Annotated in this window: 23 protein-coding genes; 11 read left to right on the top strand and 12 right to left on the bottom strand. The window is 63.2% G+C overall.

Annotated elements, in window-relative coordinates; translation table 11 throughout:
* Positions 1 to 132 precede the first annotated feature (132 nt).
* From LDZ28_RS20755 to LDZ28_RS32880, 4 genes are all read left to right on the top strand, one after another.
* Positions 133 to 1,407 (top strand): glucarate dehydratase family protein, encoded by a 1,275-nt coding sequence (locus tag LDZ28_RS20755; protein ID WP_244828967.1) that lies wholly within the window; start codon positions 133 to 135, stop codon positions 1,405 to 1,407.
* A gap of 32 nt (positions 1,408 to 1,439) precedes the next feature.
* Entirely contained in the window at positions 1,440 to 2,783 is a 1,344-nt protein-coding gene (locus LDZ28_RS20750; RefSeq protein ID WP_244828966.1) for an MFS transporter, read from the top strand.
* Positions 2,784 to 2,946: 163 nt separating this feature from the next.
* The gene (locus LDZ28_RS20745) at positions 2,947 to 3,150 is read left to right on the top strand and encodes a hypothetical protein (protein WP_244828965.1); all 204 of its coding nucleotides are present in this window, start codon (positions 2,947 to 2,949) and stop codon (positions 3,148 to 3,150) included.
* Between the two features lie 113 nt (positions 3,151 to 3,263).
* Entirely contained in the window at positions 3,264 to 3,356 is a 93-nt protein-coding gene (locus LDZ28_RS32880; RefSeq protein ID WP_350030150.1) for a hypothetical protein, read from the top strand.
* Between the two features lie 121 nt (positions 3,357 to 3,477).
* On the opposite strand, the gene LDZ28_RS32695 is transcribed toward LDZ28_RS32880, so the two are convergent.
* From LDZ28_RS32695 to LDZ28_RS20705, 6 genes are all read right to left on the bottom strand, one after another.
* Entirely contained in the window at positions 3,478 to 5,277 is a 1,800-nt protein-coding gene (locus tag LDZ28_RS32695; protein WP_370652174.1) for a hypothetical protein, read from the bottom strand.
* A 717-nt stretch (positions 5,278 to 5,994) separates the two neighbouring features.
* The gene (locus tag LDZ28_RS20725; protein ID WP_244828962.1) at positions 5,995 to 6,324 is read right to left on the bottom strand and encodes a hypothetical protein; all 330 of its coding nucleotides are present in this window, start codon (positions 6,322 to 6,324) and stop codon (positions 5,995 to 5,997) included.
* Between the two features lie 25 nt (positions 6,325 to 6,349).
* Entirely contained in the window at positions 6,350 to 6,607 is a 258-nt protein-coding gene (locus LDZ28_RS20720; RefSeq protein ID WP_244828961.1) for a hypothetical protein, read from the bottom strand.
* A gap of 115 nt (positions 6,608 to 6,722) precedes the next feature.
* Positions 6,723 to 8,519, bottom strand: coding sequence for a thiamine pyrophosphate-requiring protein (locus LDZ28_RS20715; RefSeq protein ID WP_244828960.1), 1,797 nt, complete (start codon positions 8,517 to 8,519; stop codon positions 6,723 to 6,725).
* Positions 8,520 to 8,601: 82 nt separating this feature from the next.
* On the bottom strand, positions 8,602 to 8,901 hold the full coding sequence (locus LDZ28_RS20710) for a DUF6723 family protein (protein ID WP_244828959.1): 300 nt from the start codon (positions 8,899 to 8,901) through the stop codon (positions 8,602 to 8,604).
* Between the two features lie 69 nt (positions 8,902 to 8,970).
* Positions 8,971 to 9,147: a hypothetical protein gene (locus LDZ28_RS20705; RefSeq protein ID WP_244828958.1), complete on the bottom strand. Its 177-nt coding sequence runs from the start codon at positions 9,145 to 9,147 to the stop codon at positions 8,971 to 8,973.
* 206 nt (positions 9,148 to 9,353) lie between these two features.
* On the opposite strand from LDZ28_RS20705, the gene LDZ28_RS20700 reads away from it, so the two are divergent.
* Positions 9,354 to 10,610, top strand: a complete 1,257-nt coding sequence (locus tag LDZ28_RS20700; protein WP_244828957.1) for an MFS transporter — start codon at positions 9,354 to 9,356, stop codon at positions 10,608 to 10,610.
* Positions 10,611 to 10,621: 11 nt separating this feature from the next.
* On the opposite strand, the gene LDZ28_RS20695 is transcribed toward LDZ28_RS20700, so the two are convergent.
* Complete coding sequence (locus LDZ28_RS20695; RefSeq protein WP_244828956.1) at positions 10,622 to 10,975, bottom strand: Rieske 2Fe-2S domain-containing protein; 354 nt, start codon at positions 10,973 to 10,975, stop codon at positions 10,622 to 10,624.
* A 382-nt stretch (positions 10,976 to 11,357) separates the two neighbouring features.
* Here LDZ28_RS20695 and LDZ28_RS20690 point away from each other — a divergent pair, with 382 nt between their 5' ends.
* Complete coding sequence (locus tag LDZ28_RS20690) at positions 11,358 to 12,407, top strand: Gfo/Idh/MocA family protein (protein WP_244828955.1); 1,050 nt, start codon at positions 11,358 to 11,360, stop codon at positions 12,405 to 12,407.
* Between the two features lie 13 nt (positions 12,408 to 12,420).
* Here LDZ28_RS20690 and LDZ28_RS20685 read toward each other — a convergent pair whose 3' ends face one another.
* Positions 12,421 to 13,335, bottom strand: coding sequence for a LysR family transcriptional regulator (locus tag LDZ28_RS20685; RefSeq protein ID WP_244828954.1), 915 nt, complete (start codon positions 13,333 to 13,335; stop codon positions 12,421 to 12,423).
* 100 nt (positions 13,336 to 13,435) lie between these two features.
* Between LDZ28_RS20685 and LDZ28_RS20680 the strand changes: the two genes are divergently transcribed.
* The gene (locus tag LDZ28_RS20680; protein WP_244828953.1) at positions 13,436 to 14,209 is read left to right on the top strand and encodes an SDR family NAD(P)-dependent oxidoreductase; all 774 of its coding nucleotides are present in this window, start codon (positions 13,436 to 13,438) and stop codon (positions 14,207 to 14,209) included.
* Positions 14,210 to 14,282: 73 nt separating this feature from the next.
* Here the strand turns inward: LDZ28_RS20680 and LDZ28_RS20675 are convergent, their stop codons facing one another.
* Entirely contained in the window at positions 14,283 to 15,689 is a 1,407-nt protein-coding gene (locus tag LDZ28_RS20675; protein ID WP_244828952.1) for an MFS transporter, read from the bottom strand.
* Between the two features lie 282 nt (positions 15,690 to 15,971).
* Here LDZ28_RS20675 and LDZ28_RS20670 point away from each other — a divergent pair, with 282 nt between their 5' ends.
* Positions 15,972 to 16,745: an IclR family transcriptional regulator C-terminal domain-containing protein gene (locus tag LDZ28_RS20670; RefSeq protein WP_244828951.1), complete on the top strand. Its 774-nt coding sequence runs from the start codon at positions 15,972 to 15,974 to the stop codon at positions 16,743 to 16,745.
* Here LDZ28_RS20670 and LDZ28_RS20665 read toward each other — a convergent pair whose 3' ends face one another.
* The 3 genes from LDZ28_RS20665 to LDZ28_RS20655 form a co-directional block, all read right to left on the bottom strand.
* Positions 16,746 to 17,588: a class II aldolase/adducin family protein gene (locus LDZ28_RS20665; protein ID WP_244828950.1), complete on the bottom strand. Its 843-nt coding sequence runs from the start codon at positions 17,586 to 17,588 to the stop codon at positions 16,746 to 16,748.
* A gap of 166 nt (positions 17,589 to 17,754) precedes the next feature.
* Positions 17,755 to 18,294 carry a nucleoside deaminase gene (locus LDZ28_RS20660; protein WP_244828949.1) on the bottom strand — a complete coding sequence of 180 codons (540 nt, stop codon included), beginning with the start codon at positions 18,292 to 18,294 and terminating at the stop codon, positions 17,755 to 17,757.
* A gap of 273 nt (positions 18,295 to 18,567) precedes the next feature.
* Positions 18,568 to 19,542: an NAD-dependent epimerase/dehydratase family protein gene (locus LDZ28_RS20655; RefSeq protein ID WP_244828948.1), complete on the bottom strand. Its 975-nt coding sequence runs from the start codon at positions 19,540 to 19,542 to the stop codon at positions 18,568 to 18,570.
* A gap of 94 nt (positions 19,543 to 19,636) precedes the next feature.
* Here LDZ28_RS20655 and LDZ28_RS20650 point away from each other — a divergent pair, with 94 nt between their 5' ends.
* The 3 genes from LDZ28_RS20650 to LDZ28_RS20640 all read left to right on the top strand — a co-directional run bounded on the left by LDZ28_RS20650 (position 19,637) and on the right by LDZ28_RS20640 (position 22,678).
* Positions 19,637 to 20,530, top strand: coding sequence for a LysR family transcriptional regulator (locus LDZ28_RS20650; RefSeq protein ID WP_244828947.1), 894 nt, complete (start codon positions 19,637 to 19,639; stop codon positions 20,528 to 20,530).
* A 126-nt stretch (positions 20,531 to 20,656) separates the two neighbouring features.
* On the top strand, positions 20,657 to 21,298 hold the full coding sequence (locus tag LDZ28_RS20645; protein ID WP_244828946.1) for a LysE family translocator: 642 nt from the start codon (positions 20,657 to 20,659) through the stop codon (positions 21,296 to 21,298).
* An 87-nt stretch (positions 21,299 to 21,385) separates the two neighbouring features.
* A complete protein-coding gene (locus LDZ28_RS20640; RefSeq protein WP_244828945.1) occupies positions 21,386 to 22,678 on the top strand; it encodes an FUSC family protein in 1,293 nt (430 codons plus the stop codon).
* The last annotated feature ends 5 nt before the right edge of the window (positions 22,679 to 22,683 follow it).

The raw sequence follows: 22,683 nt of genomic DNA, 5'->3' as shown, positions 1-22,683 counted from the left end.
TCGCGATTTTAAGGCCTGCAAGAGCGATTTCCGGCCGCATGGCGCGGCAGCGACGATGGGTACTTTCCCCACTGACGCACTAATATATTAGTGTTTATGATGCGGACATCGATTCCATTTTCGGACATTCCCATGAGCCGCAGCGTCACCATCACGCAAGTCCGCATCACACCGATCGCCTTTCGCGACGGCCCGCTCCTGAACGCGGCCGGTATCCACGAGCCCTGGGCGTTGCGCGCCATCGTCGAACTGGAAACGAGCGACGGGCGCGTCGGTATCTCCGAAACTTATGGCGATGAGCCGATGCTGCGCGTGCTGGAACAAGCGAAGGAACTGGCCATCGGCCTCTCGCCGTTTGAGTTGAACCGCATGGAGGAGCGCGTGCGTGCGAGCATCAAGCCAAGCCCGGGCGCGGTGGAATTCGAACTCGCACCCGGCTCGCACACGGCCAAGAACGCGTCGAAAGTGATCAGCACGCTGGAAGTCGCGATGCTCGATCTGCAAGGGCAAATGGTCGGCGCGCCTGTCGTCGATCTGCTCGGCGGCAAGGTGCGCGACGCGGTGCCGTACAGCGCCTATCTCTTCTTCAAGTATGCGGAACATATCGACAAGCCGTATGCGCCGGATGCCTGGGGCGAAGGCATCAGCCCGCAACAGATCGTGGCGCAGGCGCGCCGCATGATCGATCTGTACGGCTTTCAGAGTATCAAGCTGAAGGGCGGCGTATTCGAGCCGAAGCATGAAATTGCCTGCATGCGCGCGCTGTCCGAGGCTTTTCCCGGCACGCCGCTGCGGCTCGATCCGAACGCCAACTGGACGCTCGAAACGAGCATCGAGGCCGCGCCCGAACTCGACGAATTGCTCGAATACTACGAAGACCCGTGTCCGGGTCTCGCAGGCATGGCGGAACTCGCCAAGCACACGCGGTTGCCGCTTGCGACCAACATGGTCATCACGACTTTCGACGACTTCCGGCGCGGCTGCGAAATGGGCTCGGTGAAGGTGCTGCTGTCGGATCATCACTACTGGGGCGGCCTGCGCGCGACGCAGACGCTTGCACGCATGTGCGCCCTGTGGGAGCTTGGCATGTCGATGCACTCGAACTCGCACCTGGGCATCAGCCTGATGGCGATGACGCATGTCGCCGCGAGTATCCCCAATCTCACTTACGCATGCGACACGCATTATCCGTGGCAGGAAGAGGAAGTCATCAAGGGCGGCCGGGTGAAGTTCGATAACGGCGCGGTGCGCGTGCCGACAACGCCGGGCCTCGGTGTCGAACTGGACCGCGACAGGCTCGCGGAACTGCATGAGCAATATCTCTCGTGCGGCGTGCGCAATCGTGACGACCTCAAGCAGATGCGCAAATATCAGCCGGAATTCACCGGCAAGAATCCGCGCTTCTGAGCGGCACGCACGATCAACGAGGAGACAAGCCCATGAGCAGTTCGACGCCAGATCGCGCGGATGAACCGACGAATCCACTGACGAGCGCCGTCAGCAAGATCAAGTGGCACATCCTGCCGCTCTTCGTCGTGATGTTCATCGTCAATTACATCGACCGCGTGAACATCGGTTTCGTGCGTCAGCATCTGAGCGCTGATCTTGGGATCGGCGCTGCGGCTTATGGACTGGGCGCGGGCTTGTTCTTCGTGAGCTATGCCGTGTTCGAAGTGCCGTCGAACATGCTGTTGCAGCGCTTCGGCGCGAAGGCGTGGCTCACGCGCATCATGATTACTTGGGGACTGGCGGCGGTCGGCATGGCTTTCGTGCGCGGCGAGACTTCGTTCTACATCATGCGCCTGGTCCTCGGCGCGGCTGAAGCGGGCTTCTTTCCCGGCGTGGTGTTCTACTTCACGCGCTGGCTGCCGAGCAATCAGCGTGGCCGTGCCATGGCGATTTTCTTGAGCGGCTCCGCGTTGGCTTCGGTGCTATCCGGGCCGATCTCCGGCGCGCTCATGCTGATAGACGGCATGGGTCTGCATGGCTGGCAGTGGATGTTCCTGATCGAAGGTTCGGCTTCCGTGGTGCTCGCGGCCTTCGTGTGGTTCTGGCTCGATTCGAAGCCGCGCGATGCGAAGTGGCTCACGCGTGCGGAGCAGGACGCGATCATCGACGAGATCGAGCGCGAACAAGTGGAACGTGACGCGTCGCATACCGTCAAGCCATCCACGTGGAGCCTGTTGCGCGATCCGCAGATTCTCATCTTCTGCCTGATCTACTTCTCCGTGTCGCTGACGATCTACGGCGCGACGTTCTGGCTGCCGAGCATCATCCGCAAGATGGGGCACTTCAACGACTTCCAGGTCGGGCTCTTCAATTCGATTCCGTGGATCATCTCCATTGCAGCGATGTACGTCTTCGCCATGCTCGCGGCACGCTTCAAGTTTCAGCAGGCGTGGGTGGCGGTGGTGTTGATCATCGCCGCGCTCGGCATGTATGCGGCGGGGCAGGGCAGCGCGGTGTTTTCGTTCGTGGCGATCTGTTTTGCGGCGATGGGTTTCAAGGCCGCGTCGTCGCTGTTCTGGCCGATTCCGCAAGGCTATCTCGACGCGCGCATCGCGGCGCCGGTCATCGCGCTCATCAATTCGCTCGGCAATCTCGGCGGCTTCGTGGCGCCCGCGACCTTCGGCTTTCTCGAGCAGAAGACGGGATCGATCGAAGGCGGCCTCACGGGGCTCGCCGCGATGTCGGTCGTGGCCGCGGCGCTCGTCTTCTTCGCGGCCATGAAGCCGCGCGATGGACGCGGCGTGATGATTGCAAAGGCGGGGCGTTCGCACTGATTGTGGCGTCCGGCGTCAGGCGTCAGGCGATACGCGCCGCACGTCGTTTCGATTCATCGCGCGGCCCGGCATTGTCGAAATGCTTGGCCAGCGCATCGACTACGTTCGGCCATCGCCGGGCGCGTTTCTTCCGTACCCAAACCGATATGCCGATTTCGCAGGCATGTTCGAGTGCGCCGCCGAACTCATCGGCCGGCTCGCGAGCAGCTTTGTCGAGCTTGCTTTCGCTGCTCGTCCGTTGCATATGCGTCTTGCACACGCTTGGCATGCCGCGCGTCACGCCGAGCCTTATCCGCAGGGCGATTCCCGCGCGGATCTTTTATGCGCTTTCGAGGCATCCGATGTGGCGCGTGCCTTGATCGATTGAGCCGAGCGTCTGACAGGTAGGAAGCCCGCATCGACGTCGCGCTGGCTGCGCTCGTTGAGCATTGAGAGTTACCGGAGGGTGCGGCGTTCGCGTTGTTCTCCATCGCGCGAAGCGTGGGATGGATGGCGCATTCGATGGAGCAGATCGAGGAGGGAAGTTTGTTGCGGCCGCGGGCGCATTGCATCGGGCCCGCGGTTGTCGATTGACGTTTGAATCTGTTTGATGCTGCAAAGGCAGCATCGGGTGCTTCTAGCGCTTTGTGTTGGCTTTGCTTTTGATTCGCGTCGACCGGATTGCGGTCCGATCGACGCGTTTGCGAAGGGTGGGTTAGCGGCCGCCTGCTCCACCGCCACCGCCACCGCCACCGCCGCCGCCGCCACCACCACCGTGACCACCGCCGCCGTTGCCGTGGCCACCGTTGCTGCCCGCGCCGCCGCCATTGCCGTGACCGCCGCTGCTGCCATTGCCGTGTCCGCCGGTGCTACCTGCGCCGCCGCCATTGCCATGACCGCCATCGCCGTGGCCGCCGCCATCGCCGTGACCACCGGCGCTGCCGCCGTTGCCATGACCGCCGTCGCCGTGGCCACCTCCATCGCCATGACCACCAGCGCTGCTGCCGTTGCCATGACCGCCGTCGCCGTGGCCACCGCCATCGCCATGACCACCAGCGCTGCTGCCGTTGCCACCGCCGTTGCCATGACCGCCGTCGCCGTGGCCGCCGCCATCGCCGTGACCACCAGCGCTGCTGCCGTTGCCACCGCCGTTGCCATGACCGCCGTCGCCGTGGCCACCACCATCGCCGTGACCACCAGCGCTGCTGCCGTTGCCACCGCCGTTGCCATGACCGCCGTCGCCGTGGCCGCCGCCATCGCCGTGACCACCAGCGCTGCTGCCGTTGCCACCGCCGTTGCCATGACCGCCGTCGCCGTGGCCGCCGCCATCGCCGTGACCACCAGCGCTGCTGCCGTTGCCACCGCCGTTGCCATGACCGCCGTCGCCGTGGCCACCACCATCGCCGCCGCCATTGCCATGACCGCCGGTGCTGCCGTTGCCGCCGCCGTTACCGTGGCCGCCGTCGCCATGACCGCCATCACCGTGACCGCCGCTGCTGCCGTTGCTGCCGTTGCCGCCACCGTTACCGTGACCACCGTCGCCGTGACCGCCGTCGCCGTGACCGCCGTCGCCGTGACCGCCGTCGCCGTGACCGCCGTCGCCGTGACCGCCGTCGCCGTGACCGCCGTCGCCATGGCCGCCATCACCGTGACCACCGCTGCTGCCGTTGCCGCCACCGTTACCGTGGCCGCCGTCGCCGTGACCACCGTCGCCATGACCGCCGTCGCCGTGACCGCCATCGCCGTGACCGCCGTCGCCATGGCCGCCGTCACCATGACCACCGCTGCTGCCGTTGCCGCCACCGTTACCGTGGCCGCCGTCGCCGTGGCCGCCGTCGCCGTGACCACCGTCGCCGTGACCACCGTCGCCGTGACCACCGTCGCCGTGACCACCGTCGCCGTGACCACCATCGCCATGACCGCCGTCGCCGTGACCGGAGCTGCCGCCGCCGTGGCCCGTGCTACCACCACCCGTGCTGCCACCGCCCGTGCTGCCACCGCCCGTGCTTCCACCACCCGTACTGCCACCGCCCGTGCTACCACCACCCGTGCTGCCGCCACCCGTGCTGCCACCGCCCGTGCTGCCACCGCCCGTGCTGCCACCGCCCGTGCTGCCACCGCCCGTGTTGCCACCGCCCGTGCTCCCACCACCCGTGTTGCCACCGCCAGTGCTTCCACCGCCAGTGCTTCCACCGCCCGTGCTGCCACCACCCGTGCTGCCACCACCCGTGTTGCCACCGCCCGTGTTGCCACCGCCCGTGCTACCACCACCAGCGCCTACACCACCCGACCCAGAACCAGACCCAGAACCCGACCCAGAACCAGACCCCGTACTACCGGAACTCGAGCCACCATGCGAACCAGTCGACCCCGCACCTTGCCCTCCGGTCGATCCCTGACCAGCCGCCGTTCCAGCACTAGCGGTTCCACTACCCGTGCTCGCGCCATTGCTGCTCGAAGTACCCGCAGCACCAGCGGATGTCCCACTCCGGTTACCCGCTGGAAGTCCAACCATCCGTCCCGGCAAAACGGCGGCTTGAGCGCGCGTTTGCGGGTCCGTTGCAGCAGACACCGCCGCCGGCGCAACCCCGATGACACCATTCGCGCATGCCGCCGATGTCAGGTTATTGCAAGCCTCCGTGGCTGTCTGAGCATGTGAAAGATTCGACACCGCAGCCGCGATAACGATCACGCTAAGCTTGAGCGCCGTCCTCAATTTATATTTGTTTGGGTTCCTCATGTCTTCCCCGTAGTTTGGCTATCGCGACGCTTCGGTGAGGCGTTTAACGCGATGTGGGGCAAGAATGGCAGTCTGAGGATGTCGTTCTGTGCGTTACTCAACCTAGCGCCGGTCGGCCATGTAGCAGGGCGTGCGCGACCTCTCAGAAAACGTTTGCATAAGCCAAAAAAGACACGGTTGCAGTTACCACGTGAAGCCGATCACCAGCGGAAATTTTGCCTTGCCGCAATGGGAGAGATGCATCGATCAGCAACGGGAAAATCGTGAAAATAGTCGGCATCCTAACTAATTGGAAGCACATCGAACGCACGTAGGAGCACGGTCGAGCACTCGGAACGAATGCTAGTTGAAAGTTAATTCGATGGTTATTCGAAAGCTTAAATGACAGTCGATATGCGGTCCACACCGCATAACTTCCTCAAGCGCGTAATAAAAAAAGCGGCGGCGTCCGAACCATCGAACACCGCCGCATTGCGCTCAAGCGATCGGTTATCAGAAGCCCTGTCCACCGCCGCCGTTGGTTGAAGGACTCGTTCCGCCATTCGAACTACCGCCGCCCGATCCGGTTACGCGCGGCTGCATGCCGCCCGAGCCCTGATTCGTGCCACGCCCCGCGGCACTCGTGCCGTTATAGGACCCACCCGTTGCCGATTTACCAGTAGTGATATCGGCGGTGCCCGAACGAGTCATATCGCTATTGACCTGTCCGGGGCTGGCCGGACCATGACTCGCACCCGGCTGTGTTTGCGCGCTTTGAGCGAACGCCGCGCCGGACAACCCCGACATGAGTGCGCATAGAACGAGCTGCTTGCTGATCTTCATGGCATCTCTCCTTTTTCGATAAGACTCACGCTTCCGAATCGCGCTTGCTCGATGGATGATCGGGCCCGGCGTCCGGATCGACATCGGGATCGATATGATCGTTCTCCGGCGTGTAAGGCCCTTGCTCTGGATGGTCCTTGCCCTTCGGGACCAGCGATGCATCCATGTTTCCGTGTTCGCGCTGTTCGATCGTGCCGTCGGCCTTCTCCTTCACGTCGCCTTCGCCAATCGCTTCGCGGCGCTGGTCCGCGCGTTCCACCGGGTCCGAAGGTTCGCTATTCATTTCTTTACTCCTGATCGAGGATCAGTGCGCCGAAGGTCGGCCGCACAGTTGCAACGGTTACGCAAATAACGCAGCAACGGTTATGCCGCCGCAATGCATCACGTCGCATCGAAAGCTATTTGACTCGATGCCCCGGCAGCACAGCGCCCAGGACTTGCCGCGCCGTATCGACGATCACGTTGCCCTGGTTTGGATCGCCCTTCAAGAGTGTGGTCGCGAACGCCTTCGCTTGCTGCAGCGTGATATGCGGCGGCAGCGGCGCCACATTGGGATCGGCCTTGACTTCGATCACGACAGGCCGGTCCGATGCAAACGCCTCGTCCCACACGGCGGCCATGCGTTCGGCATCGTCCACATACAGGCCTTTGAGGCCGATCATCTCGGCGAACTTGTGATACGGCACCGATGGAATGTCCTGCGATGCCTCGAACTTCGGGTCGCCTTCCATCACGCGCTGCTCCCATGTCACCTGATTCAGGTCCTGGTTGTTGAGCACGAGACAGATCCAGCGCGGATCGGACCATTGCTTCCAGTACTTCGCCACGGTGATGAGTTCGGCCATGTTGTTCATCTGCATGGCGCCATCGCCGACGAGCGCGATCACCGGCCGCTCGGGATGCGCAAACTTCGCCGCGATGGCGTAAGGCACGGCCGCGCCCATCGATGCAAGGCCGCCCGAAAGCGAGCACATCATGCCGCGTTTCACCTTGAGGTCGCGCGCATACCAGTTCGCGCACGAGCCGGAATCGCTCGTGACAATGGCATTCGACGGCACGCGCGGCGACAATTCCCACACGGTGCGCTGCGGGTTCACGCCGGTTGTAGCGGGCTCGAGCGCGCGCTTTTCGAGCGTCTTCCACCAGTCGCTCATCCATCCTTCTATGTCCTTGCGCCACGCGCGATCCGTCTTCTCTTCAAGCAAGGGCAGAAGTGCCCGCAAGGTTTCGGCGCTATCGCCGACGAGGTTGACTTCCATCGGGTAGCGGATACTCAGCATGTCCGCCTTCAGGTCGATCTGCACGCCCCGCGCCGCACCTTCCTTCGGCAGGAATTCGGCATAAGGGAAACCCGAGCCGATCATGAGCAGCGTGTCGCATCCGGTCATGAGCTTGTAGCTCGGCTCGGTGCCGAGCAAGCCGATGGAACCGGTCACGAAAGGCAAATCGTCCGGCAATGCAGCCTTGCCCAGCAGCGCCTTGGCCACGCCCGCGCCGAGTCTCTCCGCAATGGCGATGACTTCATCGGTTGCCTGCAACGCGCCCGCGCCGACGAGTATCGCGACCTTCTTGCCGGCGTTGAGCACATCGGCGGCTTGCTGCAAGTCATCGGGATACGGCACGGTCTTCGGCGCGCGATAGCCCACGCCCGAATGCAAGGTGCCGTGTTTGCGGCCGGGCGCTTCATAGTCGAGGTCCTGCAGATCGTTCGGCAGGATGAGGGCGGTCACGCGCTTCTCGGCAATGGCGATGCGCACCGCGCGATCGACGAGATGCCGTATCTGCGAAGGCACGCTCGCCTGTTGCACGAACGCGCCCGCGACATCCTTGAACAACGCGCTCAGATCGACTTCCTGCTGATAATGGCCGCCAAGCGCGGCGCGCGCCTGCTGGCCGACGATGGCGAGCACTGGCATGTGATCGAGCCGCGCATCGTAAAGGCCGGTGATCAGATGCGCTGCGCCCGGTCCCGATGTCGCGATGCACACGCCCAGTTCGCCAGTGAACTTCGCATGTGCGGATGCCATGAACGCGGCCATTTCCTCGTGCCGCGCCTGAATGAATTCGATCTTGCCTTTCGCGCGATTCATGGCGCCGAAGACGCCATTGATTCCGTCGCCGGGATAGCCATAAATACGGCGCACGCCCCAGGCGTGCAGACGGTCGATCAGAAAATCGCCGACAGTAGTGGACATGGAATTATCTCCGGATGACGAAGCAAAAAGCGCACGCGTACGTCGCGATGTCGTAACGTAGCAGAGATAAAGAATGCTGCGTTTAAAGCTCGGGAACCTGCAAATCGGCCTGGACGATTTCCCGGCCGCGCAGCACGGCAGCATCTTTTGCCGTCTGCTTCGAATCGAACGGGCCAATATCTTCCGCGCCCTCGAAGGGAAAGAGCAAGCGGGCATCCGTCAAGCGCACGACTTTGAGCGTGCCGACATAACCGCCTCCCACATGCGGCCGATACGACGCGTAAATCGCGTAGTCGTCATCGGTCAAACCCGGCTTTGCATTGCGATCCTTCTTATGCGGGAACAGCACGAGCTTGGCTCGTCCGGAAACTGGCTCTTTCATGATTCGTGGAGGTCGATGAACTTTGAAAATCCGATAAGCATTCGTTGTGCCGCATTCGAGCCATATGGCTTACTGACTGGCGCCGCCCGGCGTATCGCTTGCGGCCGTCGCAGGGAAGCTTGCCGCTGCGGGCGCGGAGGATGTGGGCGTGGTCGAAGCGGCTGTGTCCGTGTCGCGCTTGCAGCCGGTTGTGAGCGAGACCATCGCGAGGGTGAGGATGAGTGTCGGCAGGACAGTGCGCTTCATTTCGTCACCTGGTCGCGATGGTTCGATTGCATCGTCATTGTTCGAGCAATCGGCGTACCGTCGCGCGACGAGACGTGCTTGGCAGATGCGCGGCGACCGATCACTGGCGCGAACTTTGCTCCTCGACCGCCAACTACGGGAGATCAGCAAGTGACCTGCGCTTATCCGCCTGACCTCGAACTGCCTGCATCGCGGCGGTTTATCGCGTGAAGCCGACTTTTCCTTTAATCGCCGTCAGTTTCTTCGCGGCGGATGTACAAGCCGGCGTCGGGCCGTTCCTTGGCATCTATCTGCTGGCCAATGGCTGGACGTCGGAAAAGATCGGCACGGTGCTGACCATCGCGGGCATCGTCGGCATGTTGGTGACGGCGCCCGCGGGCGCGCTCGTCGACGCCACCACGCGCCGCCGCGGCATCGTGGCCGCGGGCGGCGCGCTGACGGTGCTGGCGGCGGTGATCATCTGGCTGGGCCAAGGCTTCTGGCCTGTCACGCTTTCGCAGATCGCCACGGCAGTGGCGGGCGCCGCCATGGGACCGGCCCTGGCGGGGCTGACGCTTGGCATCGTCGGAAGACAAAACTTCGACCGGCAATTCGGCCGCAATCAGGTGGCGAATCATGCGGGCAATATTGCTGCTGCCTTGCTTTCTGGATGGCTTGGCGCGTGGCTTGGCATCGTCTATGTGTTTGCCTTGAGCGCGGCTTTCGGCGTGGGCTGCATGCTTACTGCGTTCCTGATTCCCGCGCGTTCCGTGCATAGGCATCACGCACGCGGTATTGCTCGCGATGACAACGACGACAACGCGCCGGTACAAACCGACAGCGCGAGCATCCTCGTGCGCAATCGGCCCTTGCTCCTGCTGGCCATCGCACTTGCCGCGTTCAACCTCGGCAATTCGGCGATGCTGCCGCTCTACAGTCTCGCGGTTGCATCGACACACAAAGCGGGCGCAAGCCAGATCACGGCGGCGAATATCGGGATCGCGCAGGTCGTCATGTTGTTGGCGGCGGCTTTCGCGAGCCGTCTGACGCGGCGCTTCGGCTTCTGGTGGATCATTCTCGTCACGCTTCTGACCTTGCCGTTGCGCGCGGTGACGGCAGCGTGGTTAGAGCCGCCATGGGGCATTTTTCCCGTGCAGATTCTCGACGGCATTGGCGCCGGTTTGCAAAGCGTGGCCGTGCCGGCGCTCGTCGTGCATCTTCTGCATGGCAGCGGTCGCGTGAATCTGGGGCAGGGCGCGGTGCAGGGCGTTCAGGCGGCGGGCGCGTGTCTGAGTCCGCTTATTGGCGGATGGCTCGCGCACCTGTTCGGCTATCCGGTTGCGTTCATGCTGCTTGGCAGCGTGTCGGTGGCATCGTTCGCGATATGGATTGGCTACGGCGGCCAGATCCGGCAGGCATGCGACGAACGTGGCGAAGAGTTGTCGAAGCTCGCGGATGTGGATTCGTCACGGCTCTTTCGCTGATACCGCGGTCCTCAAAGCATCGCGAGAATCGTGCCGTCGTGTTCGCGCGCTTCATATGTTTTCGCGTAAGAGTCATCGCGGCACGACGATGCAACCGTCAGCGGTCGCACATGCTGACCGTTGCTATCGAAGCGCCAGCCATGCGATGCGCACGTGATCAACCCGCCTGTCACGCGTCCTGTCGACAGTTCATTGCCTCGATGCGGGCAAGCATCGTCCCAGACATGGATGCCGCCTTCGCCATCGCGCCACACGACGAGTCGTCTATCTCCATACGAAACGGCGCGCGCCGCTTCGCACGGCACGTTCTCCGACGTGCACACGTGAGCCCATCCGGACATTTCCTGCAGTTTCAACGACTTCATACGCCAACGACTCTCTGTGTTTGCACGGGCAACGCGCCTTACGCTTCATCCTGAGCTTAAGCGATAAGCCCAAGGGCGCCTAAGGTTATCGCGCTAATTGTCTGCAGACATGCTCCCCGAAAACGCTCACCTTTGGTCGAAGAGCGCGTCCATACGCGGAGCGTGAGCAAAACAAGCGTCATGCCGCTTTTCCTTATGCAGCAACGCTCCGCGCGTTTCGAGCAGCGCATCCAATGAAGCTAAATCCAGGCAACTGAAGCGCACAAACACGCGATCCCGCAAACCCTCACCTTTCACACGTACATGAAGCGCCGCGCAGTCAAGCTGTGATACGGTTCCTGATCGATTCCACTCATTTCTCTCGTTCAAGTAAGGAGCTGCCTTGTCATCGATTCAAGCCTCATCGCCCTTGCGCCTCGGTATTCTCGGCGGCGCCAATATCGCCAGGCAATTCGCGCGTGACGTGCAGCCAAGCGAAAACGTGCGCATCGTCGCGGTGGCGAGCCGCAGCGACGACAACGCAAAAGCATTCGCGGAAGCGAACGACATCGGCGCATGGTTCGGCAGCTATGAAGCACTGCTCGCCAGCCCCGATGTCGATGCCATCTACATTCCCTTGCCCAACAGCCTGCATGCCGAATGGGCAATCAAGGCAGCAAACCACGGCAAGCACGTCCTCTGCGAGAAGCCGCTCGCGTTGTCCCGCGACGAAGCCGCCAGCATGTTCGAGGCCGCCGAGCGCAACGACGTGCTGTTGCTCGAAGCCTTCCCGTGGTACTTCCAGCCGCAGACCGCGCAGATGATGTCGCTGATCGGCGAAGGCGCCATCGGCGCGGTGCGCGCCATTCAGGCGAACTTCGGCTTCACTGTCGGGAACCCGGGCGCGAACATCCGCATGAAGCCGGAACTCGGCGGCGGCGCGCTGCTCGATGCAGGCAGCTATCCGCTAAGCCTGATTCGCCTCGTGACCGGAACCGCACCGCAAAGCGTGCAGGCCGTGGCGACGTGGGCCGATACCAAGGTCGACATCAGCCTCATGGCGACGCTCATCTATGCCGATGGCCGCCGCGCGCAACTCTCCTGCGCAATGGATGGCGCGAATCATCGATATGCGACGATCATCGGTTCCGAAGGCACGATCGATACCGAGTATCTCAACCATACGAGCGATCTGACGCACGGCCATCCGTATGGCTATCTGCCGAGCCAGTTGCGCGTGCGGCGCGGCATTCCCAATTCGGTGCCGTTCGAAGTAGTGCAGTCGGACACGGGCAGCGGCTTCTTCTTCACGGCGGAAGCGTTCGCGCGCATGGTCGCCACGCACGATACGGCGGCCATCGAGTTCTACGCGCAGGCGAGTCTCGATAACGCGGCGACGCTGGCCGCTATCATCGAAAGCGCTCGCACTGGAAAGTCCGTGACGCTCGCCTGAATGACGAACGGCCTCACTTCGTCTGCGCAAGCGAAATCACGAGATCGAGAAACGCCCGCGTCTTCGCGGGCGGATGATGCCGCGACGGATAGTACGCGTACAGCGGGAAGCGCTCGTCGGGCCAGTCGGGAAAAAGGTCGATCAACTTGCCTTCCGTGAACAGATGCTCGGAGCCGAGTTCGAGAATCTGCGCGACGCAATAGCCCGACAGGCTGGCGCTCAACATGGTGCCGACATCGTTGAGCGTGAGGCGGCCGCGCGTATCGACGGTCATGCGCTTCTTCTTGCGGTGAAACTCCCACACGAACGGACGCCCTGTTTCAGGATCGCGAAACTCGACGCACGTATGCGCGTCGCTTTCCAGCGCTTGCGGTGTCGCGGGCCGTCCGCATCGCGCGATGTATGAAGGCGCGGCCACGGTGCGCACCGGCGTGTCGAGCAGCTTGCGAGCGACGAGACTCGAATCGCGCGGCTCGCCAAAACGGATCGCCAGATCGAAGCCGTCCGCGATCATGTCGCCAAGGCGGTCGCTCGTGATCAGTTCGAGTTCTATCTCCGGGTGCGTGTCCATGAACGCGTAGAGCTTCGGCCCGAGCACGAGGCGCGAGAAAATGGGATCGACATTCACGCGCAACCGGCCGCGCACGGCGGTCGCGCCGCCTGAAGCGGTGGCCGCCGCTTCTTCCAGTCCGTTCAGATGCGGCATGACTTGTTCGAAGAAGCGCCGGCCGTCGTCGGTGAGCGACACGCTGCGCGTCGTGCGATCGAATAGCCGCACTCTCAAACGCGCTTCCAGGCGGGCGATGGCGCGGCTCACGCCGGGCTGCGACATGCCGAGACGGTTGCCCGCGGCGGCGAACGTGCCTGCATCGACGATAGCCGCGAACACGCTGATGCCGTTCAGGATGCGTTCGTTGAAGCCCGCCATTCATGCCTCCGCGTCATCGATGAAATGGCTTTCATGTTATCGCGAAGCGGCGCCTTCACGCGCAGAATGGGCTTTGGATCAATCGCCATAGGAGCGTTGCATGTCACGAATTTTCATCACCGGATCGAGCGACGGGCTCGGTCTCATGGCCGCGCGTCTTTTGATCGAACAAGGGCATGCCGTGGTGCTGCATGCGCGCAACGCGGCGCGCGCCGAGGACGCACGCACTGTCCTGCCGCAAGCGCAAGGCGTCGTCACGGGCGATCTCGCGAGTCTGGAAGCCACGCGCGGCGTGGCGAAGCAAGTCAACCGGCTGGGACATTTCGATGCCGTCATTCATAACGCGGGCGTGGGGTATCGCGAGCCGGGCCGTATCGAAACCGTCGATGGCCTGCCGCATGTCTTCGCCATCAACGTGCTCGCGCCGTACGTGCTGACGGCGCTGATCGAGAAGCCATCGCGGCTCGTGTATCTCAGTTCCGGCATGCATCACGGCACGCCCGCGAATCTCGACGACATCGAATGGACGCAACGCCGCTGGAACGGCTCGCTCGCGTATGCGGAAAGCAAGTTCATGGACGTGCTGCTCGCGCTGGCGGTGGCGCGCTACTGGCCGGATGTGCTGTCCAACGCGTTAGAACCCGGCTGGGTGCCGACGAAGATGGGCGGCGCTTCCGCGCCCGACGACATGGACAAGGCGCATCGCACGCAAGCGTGGCTCGCAGCCAGCGACGACGACAAGGCGCGCGTATCGGGCCGCTACTTCTTCCATCTGCGCGAGCGCTCGTGCGATCCGGCCGCGCGCGACGAAGCCATGCAGGACCGCCTGATCGGCATTTGCGAGCGTCTGTCGGGCGTGCGTATCGACAGATGAGTTCGTGCCGGACGAAAAAAAGCCGGGCTTCGAAAAGCCCGGCAATCACTCCAACATCGCGTGTTCTTTCTGATCAGGCGTGCGCCTTGGCGGTTTTTTCCACGGCCATGGAGTCGGCGCGCTGACGGTCGTATTCCTGCTGGGTCATCGGCACGGCGTCCGGCTTGCCCAGATCGTTCAGGCGAACGCGGAAGGTCTCGCGAGCCGACCATGCCGCAAGCGCCGCGATGATCGTCACCACCAGCGTGATGCAACCGACCGTCATCGGAATATTGTTCGATCCCGGCGGCGCGACCGCTGCGAAGAGGGCGGGCAAGAGCGCGGTAATGGTGGTGCCGATGTTCTGCGCGATCGCCATGGCCGAAACGCGGGAGCGCGTCGGGAACAGTTCCGGGAAGAAGCTCGGGAAAATCGCGTTATAGCCCTGATACACGAGACCCCACATCAGCAGCGACATGACGATGGCAACCGGCACATTGTGGATGCTGATCGCCCACAGATAAGCGAACGACAGCAGCCCCGAGAGGATAGCGCCGACGATGATCGGCGGACGGCGCCCGATCTTGTCCGACAGATTGCCGACGAACGGAATCACCAGCACGGCGAGGATGTTGCCCGCGACCGGAATCCACAGATACACGCTCTTCGAGAAACCGATGCCGTAGGAAGCCTGCACCGCGAAAGCCGCGCCGAAGATCGTGGCGACCACGGGAATGACGTTCATGAGCGCCATGCAGATCACGCGCAGCATGTCAGGCGTGCTGTTGGCGAACGCTTCCTTGATCGGCGACTTCGGCAGATCGCCATGCTTGCCTTCGGCCGTGAACGCCGGCGTTTCGTGAACCTCGCGACGGATGATGTAACCCGCGACCAGCACGCCCGCCGACAGCAGGAACGGAATGCGCCAGCCCCATGAGTTGAACGTGTCTTCCGGCATGAAGTACGCGAGCGGCAGGAACACGGCGGCGGCGAGAATCTGGCCCGCCTGCACGCCTTGCAACGTGAAGCTCGCGAAGAAGCCGCGTCGTCCGAAAGGCGCGTGTTCGAGAATCATCGAGCTTGCGCCGGAGATTTCGCCGGCCACGGCGAAGCCCTGAACCAGACGCAAGATCACGAGCAAGGTCGGTGCGAGCATGCCGACGCTGTGATATGTCGGCAACAGGCCCACGGCCATGGTGGAAAAGCCCATCAGGAACATGCAGACCAGCAGGACGTTCTTGCGGCCGTGGGTGTCGCCCAGATGGCCGAGCACGAATGCGCCGATAGGACGCGCGACATAACCCACGCCGTAAGTCGCGAGCGACGCGACGATAGCCACCTTCGGATTGCCCGAGGGAAAGAACAACTGCGGGAAGATGAGCGCTGCCGCCTGGGCGTAGATGAAGAAGTCGTAGTACTCGAGCGCCGAGCCGATCCAGCCGCTCGCCGTCGCTTTCTTCGCCTGGCGGCCGCCGTGTGCTTCGTCCTGAAGGCTAGCCATGTAATGTCTCCGACAATGGTTATGAGTAGAACCCGTTTGCCACCGAGGCCGCCGCTTTCTGGCCTGCTGCTCGTGGCCGAGCGGCAGGGCATTCGGATCACCGGAATACGCCTCGCTCAGAAGTGTTTCGAGCATAAGAGCGCTGGCTGATCGCGGCAACGACTTATGACGCATTTTGCGCGATAATCGTACGCGTGTGTCCGATAATCGACCGAATTGGGGGTTAGCACTGACCTTTCGGCTTTGTCAGCGCACGCCGGCTGCCCCATTCGAGCAACGAACATGACGAAAACATCGACACTCGACAAGCGCGACTGGATCGCCGGACTGGAGAAAGGTCTAGCCATTCTCGAAGCCTTTGACGACCAGCACGCTCGCATGACGCCGACGCAAGCCGCCGTGCGCACCGGCATGACGCGCACGGCCGCGCGCCGCTATTTGCTGACGCTGGCACATCTCGGTTACGTGCAAACCGATGGCAAGCTCTTCAACCTGACGCCGCGCGTGTTGCGCGTGGGCTGGTCGTACTTCGACTCGGCGCGGCTGCCGCGTATCGTGCAGCCTTATCTGCAGCAGTTGAGCGCGCTGATCCACGAGTCAGTGTATGTGAGTGTGCTGGACGAATGGGATCTCGTCATCATCGCGCGAAACGGCTCGACGCGCGTCATGACCACCGGGTTCGTGCTCGGCGCGCGCGTGCCGGCGGCGTTGATGTCGGGCGGCATCGTTCTGCTCGCGCACAAGCCGGACGAGGAAGCGGTGCGCAAGTGGCTCGACGCGACGGAGTTCAAGCCGTTCACGCCGCTCACCATCACCAACAAGGAGAGGTTGTACGAAAAGATTCGCGCGGCGCGCGTGGAAGGTTACGTTGCAATCGAACAGCAATTGCAGGTGGGCGTGCGCGGGATCGCCGTGCCGATGAAGAACCGTCACGGGCAGGTGGTCGCGGCCTTGTCGGCGAATATGCCGATCGGAAAAGAAACGAGCGAGGCTGCGCTCGCTCGGGTCTTGCCGCCGCTTCAGGAGACGGCGTTGAACATGCTCAACGTGATCTGATCAGTCGAACATGTCCGGCTGCGTGGCGACGAGGTCGTTCCAGATAGTCTGGAAGTGCAGCCAGCCGATATAGTCGCTGCCCACGTGTTCGCGGCTGTAACGCGCGCGGTCCGGCGTGACGAGCTTAGGCGTGATGCCGGTTTGCTCGATCATCAGTTGCTGATGGCAGCAGCGCTCCAGCGCAATGAACCAGAACGCCGCGGAGTCGATACTGTGGCGACTCGCCGTGAGCAGCCCGTGGTTCTGGTGGATCGCGGCTTTCACGCCCTTGAAGGCGAGCGCGACCTTGTTGCCGCCTTTCACTTCCACCGCAACCTTGCCCGCTTCCTCGCCGATCACGACGTGATCTTCGAAGAAAGCAGCGGCGTCTTGCGAGATTGGTTCGAGCGCTTTGCCGAGCGACGCGAACGCGGTGCCGTAGAGCGTGTGCGCGTGGCACATGGCGACGATATCCTGGTGCATCTCATGCACGGCCGCATGCAACACGAAGCCGGCGCGATTGATCGCGTGATTGCCCTCGACGACGGTGCCCTTGTGATCCGCGCAGATCAGATTCGACACCTTCACTTGCGAAAAGTGAATGGCCATCGGATTAGTCCAGTACAGGCCGGGGTTTTCTGGATCGCGCACGGTGAGATGCCCGGCGAAACCGTAATCGAAACCTTGCAGCGCGAAGGCGCGACATGCACCCACTAGCCGCTCTTTCAAATACTGCCGATGTTCGGCCGCATTCTTGAATTCCGGCAATTCAGGAAAGATCAGCCCTTCCTGCTCCGGCTGATAGATCGATACCTTGCCTTCCTTGACGATCGACGATGCGGGCTTTTCGAGCACTTCGTTCATGGCGGGTCTCCAATGTTTGTTGCCTCGTTATCGTTATAGTCTCCCCGCCGCGATCCGATGACAAACGATCGATGTTCATCCATGCATGAACCCGGCTCATGCATGCAGTCAACGCATGACGGCCAATCCATCTTGCTTGCTTCATGTTGCACTGCAAGAGGCTTGTCTAGCGTTTGGCCCAGAACTCGCGTTGCACTCGTAGCACCTCGTCTTCTACTTCGGCAATCGGGCCGATCAGTTCGACGGGCTTCTGGCAGTGATCGAACACGTAGCGTGACGAGACGCTCATGGTCGGATTCTCTTCGTGATTGCCGGTGGCGTCCAGCAGACGCGCTTCCGTCAGTCCATACACCACGCGTCCGATGTTCGCCCAATACGCGGTTCCCGCGCACATGCAGCACGGCTCGACGGACGTATAGAGCGTGCAGCTCCACAAGTACTCCGGCGTGAAGTTGAGCGCCGCGACGCGCGCGAGCACCGACTCCGCGTGATTCACGGTATCGACATTGCCTTGCTCCATCAACACGGTTTCCTGGTCAGGACCGACGAGGATCGCGCCGAACGGATGATGACCGAGCAGCGTTGCACGCTCGGCGATAACGCTCGAATGCCGCAGATGCCGGATGATCTGCTCGCGCGTGGGCGTGAGACCTTGCGGCGGAAAAGCGTCGCTTTGCTGCTTGGGCGCGGGCGCGGTAATGCTCATGGACTTGTCTCCTGCAATCGCCGTTGGAAGGAAAGGCAGCATAGCGCAGGCAAAAAGCCGCTAGCGCGTGCGAGTCGCATGACGCGTATCAGCGCGAAAGGTGAGGGTATTCGGGAGGCATGTTCGCGGTTGGCACGGAGCCTTGAAAACAAAGGGCTTTTCCATCGATTTGGTGGCTTTCGAGCGTCTAAAGGTGAGCGCTTTCGGGAGCCGTCGTATTCGGCTGCTTACGAAGCCGAGCTTCATTGCGCCCGGAAGTAGTCCGCGCTTCGGTCAGGCGCGCTCGCCGGGATTGAGACAGCCGAGTCCGACGAGCGTGGCTTCGACGGCTTCATCGAGCGGCGTATGCGGTTCGTGGCCGAGCGTATGGACGAGCAAGGCGTTGTTCATGCGCACCGGCGTGCGCCATAAGTAGCGCATCTCGCGCAGCTCTCGAAACGTCGTATTGAAGGGCGATGCCAGCGCGAGCAACCACCACGGAAACCCGACGATGCGCGGCCGGTTGCGCGCGGCGACGCGCTGGATAGCACGAGCGAACTGCATGCCGTCTTCGTCCCAATGTCCGCCCATGTGAAAGCGCGCGAAGGGTTCGAGCGTATCGCGGCGTCGAAGCAACTCGATCATCGTGCGCGCCACATCGGGTAGATACGACCATTCATGCCCGACACCGCGCGCACCGGGACAACTGATTTTCCTGACCGGTTTGCCCGGCGTCACGAGTCCCTGCGAAAACCAGTTGTTGCCCGCTCTCGGCCCGAAGAAATCGCCCGCGCGCACGATCAGCACGCGCGCGCCGTCCTTGCTCGCGCGTTCCAGTCGCGCTTCCATCTCCACGCGTATCGCGCCTTTTTCCGTGAGCGGACGCTGTGGCGCGCGCTCATCGATGAAGGGCAGCGCGTCCGGCCCGAAGTTGTACACCGTGCCCGGCAGCACGATGGTCGCGCCCTCGGCTTTCGCGGCGGCGATGGTGTGATCGATCATCGGCAAGACGAAGTCGGCCCAGCGCTTGTAGCCCGGCGGATTCACCGCATGCACGATGACCGCGCAGCCCCGTGCGGCGCGCTTGACATCCGCGCGGTTCATGGCATCGCCCTGAATCCATTCGATGCCGTGCAGGTCGGGCCGCGCGTCGGGTGCGCCCCGTTTCATACCGCGCACGCGCCAGCCCGCGTCGCGCAGCTGTCGCGCCACTTCGCTGCCAATTCCGCCGCTCGCCCCGAGCACCAATGCCTGTTCGCCGTGTGTCATGTCTTGCGCCTCTCTTGGATCGAAGACCTTATTCTGTGCCGTGCGACGATACAATAAAATTGCCTAACCTCGTTGAGCAGATATACAAATTCGTATGGCAGACAATATTGGCTGGGAGCTGTACCGCACTTTTTTGGCGGTCTTGCAGGAAGGTTCGCTTTCGGGCGCGGCGCGTTCGCTCGGCATCACGCAGCCCACTGCGGGACGGCATGTCGAGGCGCTCGAAAAGGCACTCGGCGTAAGCTTGTTCACGCGCTCGCAAACCGGCCTGCAACCGACCGATGTCGCGCTCGACCTGCGCGCGCATGCCGAGGCGATGCACAGCACGGCCGCATCGCTCGAACGCGCCGCGACGGGTCATGCGGATGGCGCGAGCGTGCAGGGCGCCGTGCGGATCTCGGCGAGCGAAGTCGTGGGCGTCGAAGTGTTGCCGCCCATTCTCGCGGCGTTGCGCGAGCGGCATCCGCGTCTCGTGATCGAACTCGTCCTCAGCAATCGCGTGCAGGACCTGCTCAGACGCGAAGCCGACATCGCCGTGCGCATGGTGCGGCCGAAGCAGACGCAACTCGTCGCGCGGCGCGTCGGGCGGATCGAAGTGGGCTTGCACGCGCATCGCGACTATCTCGCGAAGCATGGCACGCCGCGCAACGTGGCGGCGCTGGATCGGCATGCGATCATCGGTTTCGATCAGCCGAACGCCTTCGTACGCGAAGCGAGCAAGTCGCTGCCGGAATTTTCGCGCGATACGTTCGCCCTGCGCTCGGACAGCGACCTCGCGCAACTTGCGCTGATCCGCGCGGGCGCGGGCCTCGGCATGTGTCAGGTAGCGCTTGCCCGGCGCAACGAGTCACTCGTGCGCGTGCTGCCGAAAGTATTCACGTTTCAGCTCGAAACCTGGGTAACGATGCACGAAGATCTGCGCGGCAGTCCGCGCTGCCGCGCCGTGTTCGACGCGCTGGCGGATGGCATCGAGCGCTATGCGGACTGATCACGCACTGGCCTGCCGGTTCACGTGGGAATCGTGCATGTGCGGGGGTGCTTCGGTCGGCGAGAATATCGGCGGGCGCGAAAGCTCGCGCTCATCGGCAAATACTCGACTCGCCGGAGCCACTCCATGTCTGCTCACGCATTTGTCAGCGCCAACCTTCTGCTGGCCTATTCCGCTTATTTCGTCGGCACGGCAAGCCCCGGCCCGAGCAATCTCGCGATCATGTCGATTGCGAGCACTTCCGGCCGGCGCGCCGCGTTTGCTTTCGCGGCGGGCGTGATCTCCGGCTCCTTCTTCTGGGCGATGCTCGCCGCGCTCGGCCTTTCCGCCGTGTTGACGGCATACACGGGCTTTCTCGTCGCGGTCAAGCTGTGTGGCGGCGTGTATCTCTTGTGGCTCGCGTTCAAGTCGGGCCGCTCGGCGTGGCGGCCGGCGCGCCGTGCATCGTCGGTGGAAACGACTGAGCAACCAGACACGCGCAAGCTCTATGCACGCGGCGCGCTGCTACATCTGACCAATCCGAAGGCCATTCTCGTATGGATGTCGGTGGCAGCGCTCGGCTCATCGGCGGGCGAGGGCACCGCGCACATGCTCGCGGTCGTCGCGGGCTGTCTGTGTATCGGCGTATGCGTGTTCGGCGGCTATGCCGCGCTTTTTTCGATGGCATCGGCGCGCCGCATCTACACGCGCATCCAGCGCGGTCTCGACGCCGCGCTCGCGCTCGTCTTCGCAGTTGCAGGCATTCGACTGCTGACTTCGCGGGTCTGACGCAATCCGCCGTCTTTTTGTCTTGCCTTTGCGCTCGGGCCGCTTCGCGACTACGCTGCAAAGTGCATCCTCGAAGACGCCCCGACAATGCCCAACGAAAACTCGACCCGTGCCGCCCCGCCGCTCGAACGTGACGCCCTGAGCGGCGTGGACGCGCTCGCGCCCGTTCTGCGCGATGCCTTCGTCTCGCTGGGCCGCGAACTCATCGCGATCAAACCGACGCCCGAGCGCGCGCACTTCGCCACGCAGGCGATGTTCTCGGTGGCGCTCGCGGTCGCGCTGGCCTACGCGTTTCACTTGACGCACATCTGGTGGGCCGCCATCAGCGGCTTCGCCGTCATGCAGACCAAGTTCTCCGCGTGCGCGCAACGCGGCGTGCATCGCGTGCTCGGCACGGTGGCGGGCGCGTTGCTCGGGGCGGTGGCCGGGCCGCTCATCGGCGATGTGCCGTGGCTCTTCGTGCCGCTGCTCGGGTTGATCGCAGGCTTCTCGGTGTTTCGCGCGCTCGTTTCGGATGCCGGCTACGCCTGGGTGCTCGGCGCGGTGACCGCGCTGATGGTGACGTTCGAGGCGCATCGGCTCGATTCGGCATCGGCGACGGCTTCGTTCGCGGTGCTGCGCGTGGTCGAGGTGATCGTCGGCACCGTGGCGTGCGTGGCCGTGTCGGCGCTCTTTCACGCGGGCGTGCAGCATTATCGGAAAAAGCGTGGCGCGGCGCTCGTGCCGGGCGCGCAGGCGTCGTCCACGGCCGACAGGGTGAATGCCAACAGCCTCGCCGTCACGCATGCCATCACGCTCGTTCCCTCCGATGCCGCGCAAGCCGTGCAAGCGCTCGAAGCCGCGCACGCGCAGCACGTTGCCGACGTCATGCGCAAGCGCCTGGCATGGCAGTCCGCGTGGTCGATCATGATTCTCGCGGCGCTCGCGTATGCGTGGAATTTGCCCGGCTTCGCGCAGGCGATGGTAACGGCCGTTGCCGTGCTGATCTTGCCCGCATCCGCACTGGACAAGCCGACGAAAAAACCCGTCACGCAGCGCATGGTGCAGCGGCTCGTCGGCTGTCTGCTGGCGGGAGCGGTGAGCCTCGCGCTCTTGCCGCTGCTGGGCGACAACGCGTTCGCCTGCATGCTCGCGCTGTGCGCGGGCGTGTGGCTTGGCTGTCACGTGCAGACGGGCTCGCAGGGCGCGAGCTATGTCGGGCGGCAGTTCAGCATCGCGTTCATCATGGTCTTCGTGCAGGACCACCATTGGTCGTCGGACCCGATGCCCGCCGTGCTGCGGCTGTCCGGCATTCTGTGCGGGATCGTCGTGCTCGCGTGGGTGATGGCGGTCGGCACGGCGTGGTCCGCGCGGCAGGGCGCTCGCTCGATGATGCGATAAAGCGC

This window comes from Caballeronia sp. TF1N1 (assembly GCF_022878925.1).
GTDB lineage: Bacteria > Pseudomonadota > Gammaproteobacteria > Burkholderiales > Burkholderiaceae > Caballeronia.
The sequence above is the reverse complement of the archived record's forward strand: the minus strand, read 5'-3'. Positions and strand labels throughout refer to the sequence as shown.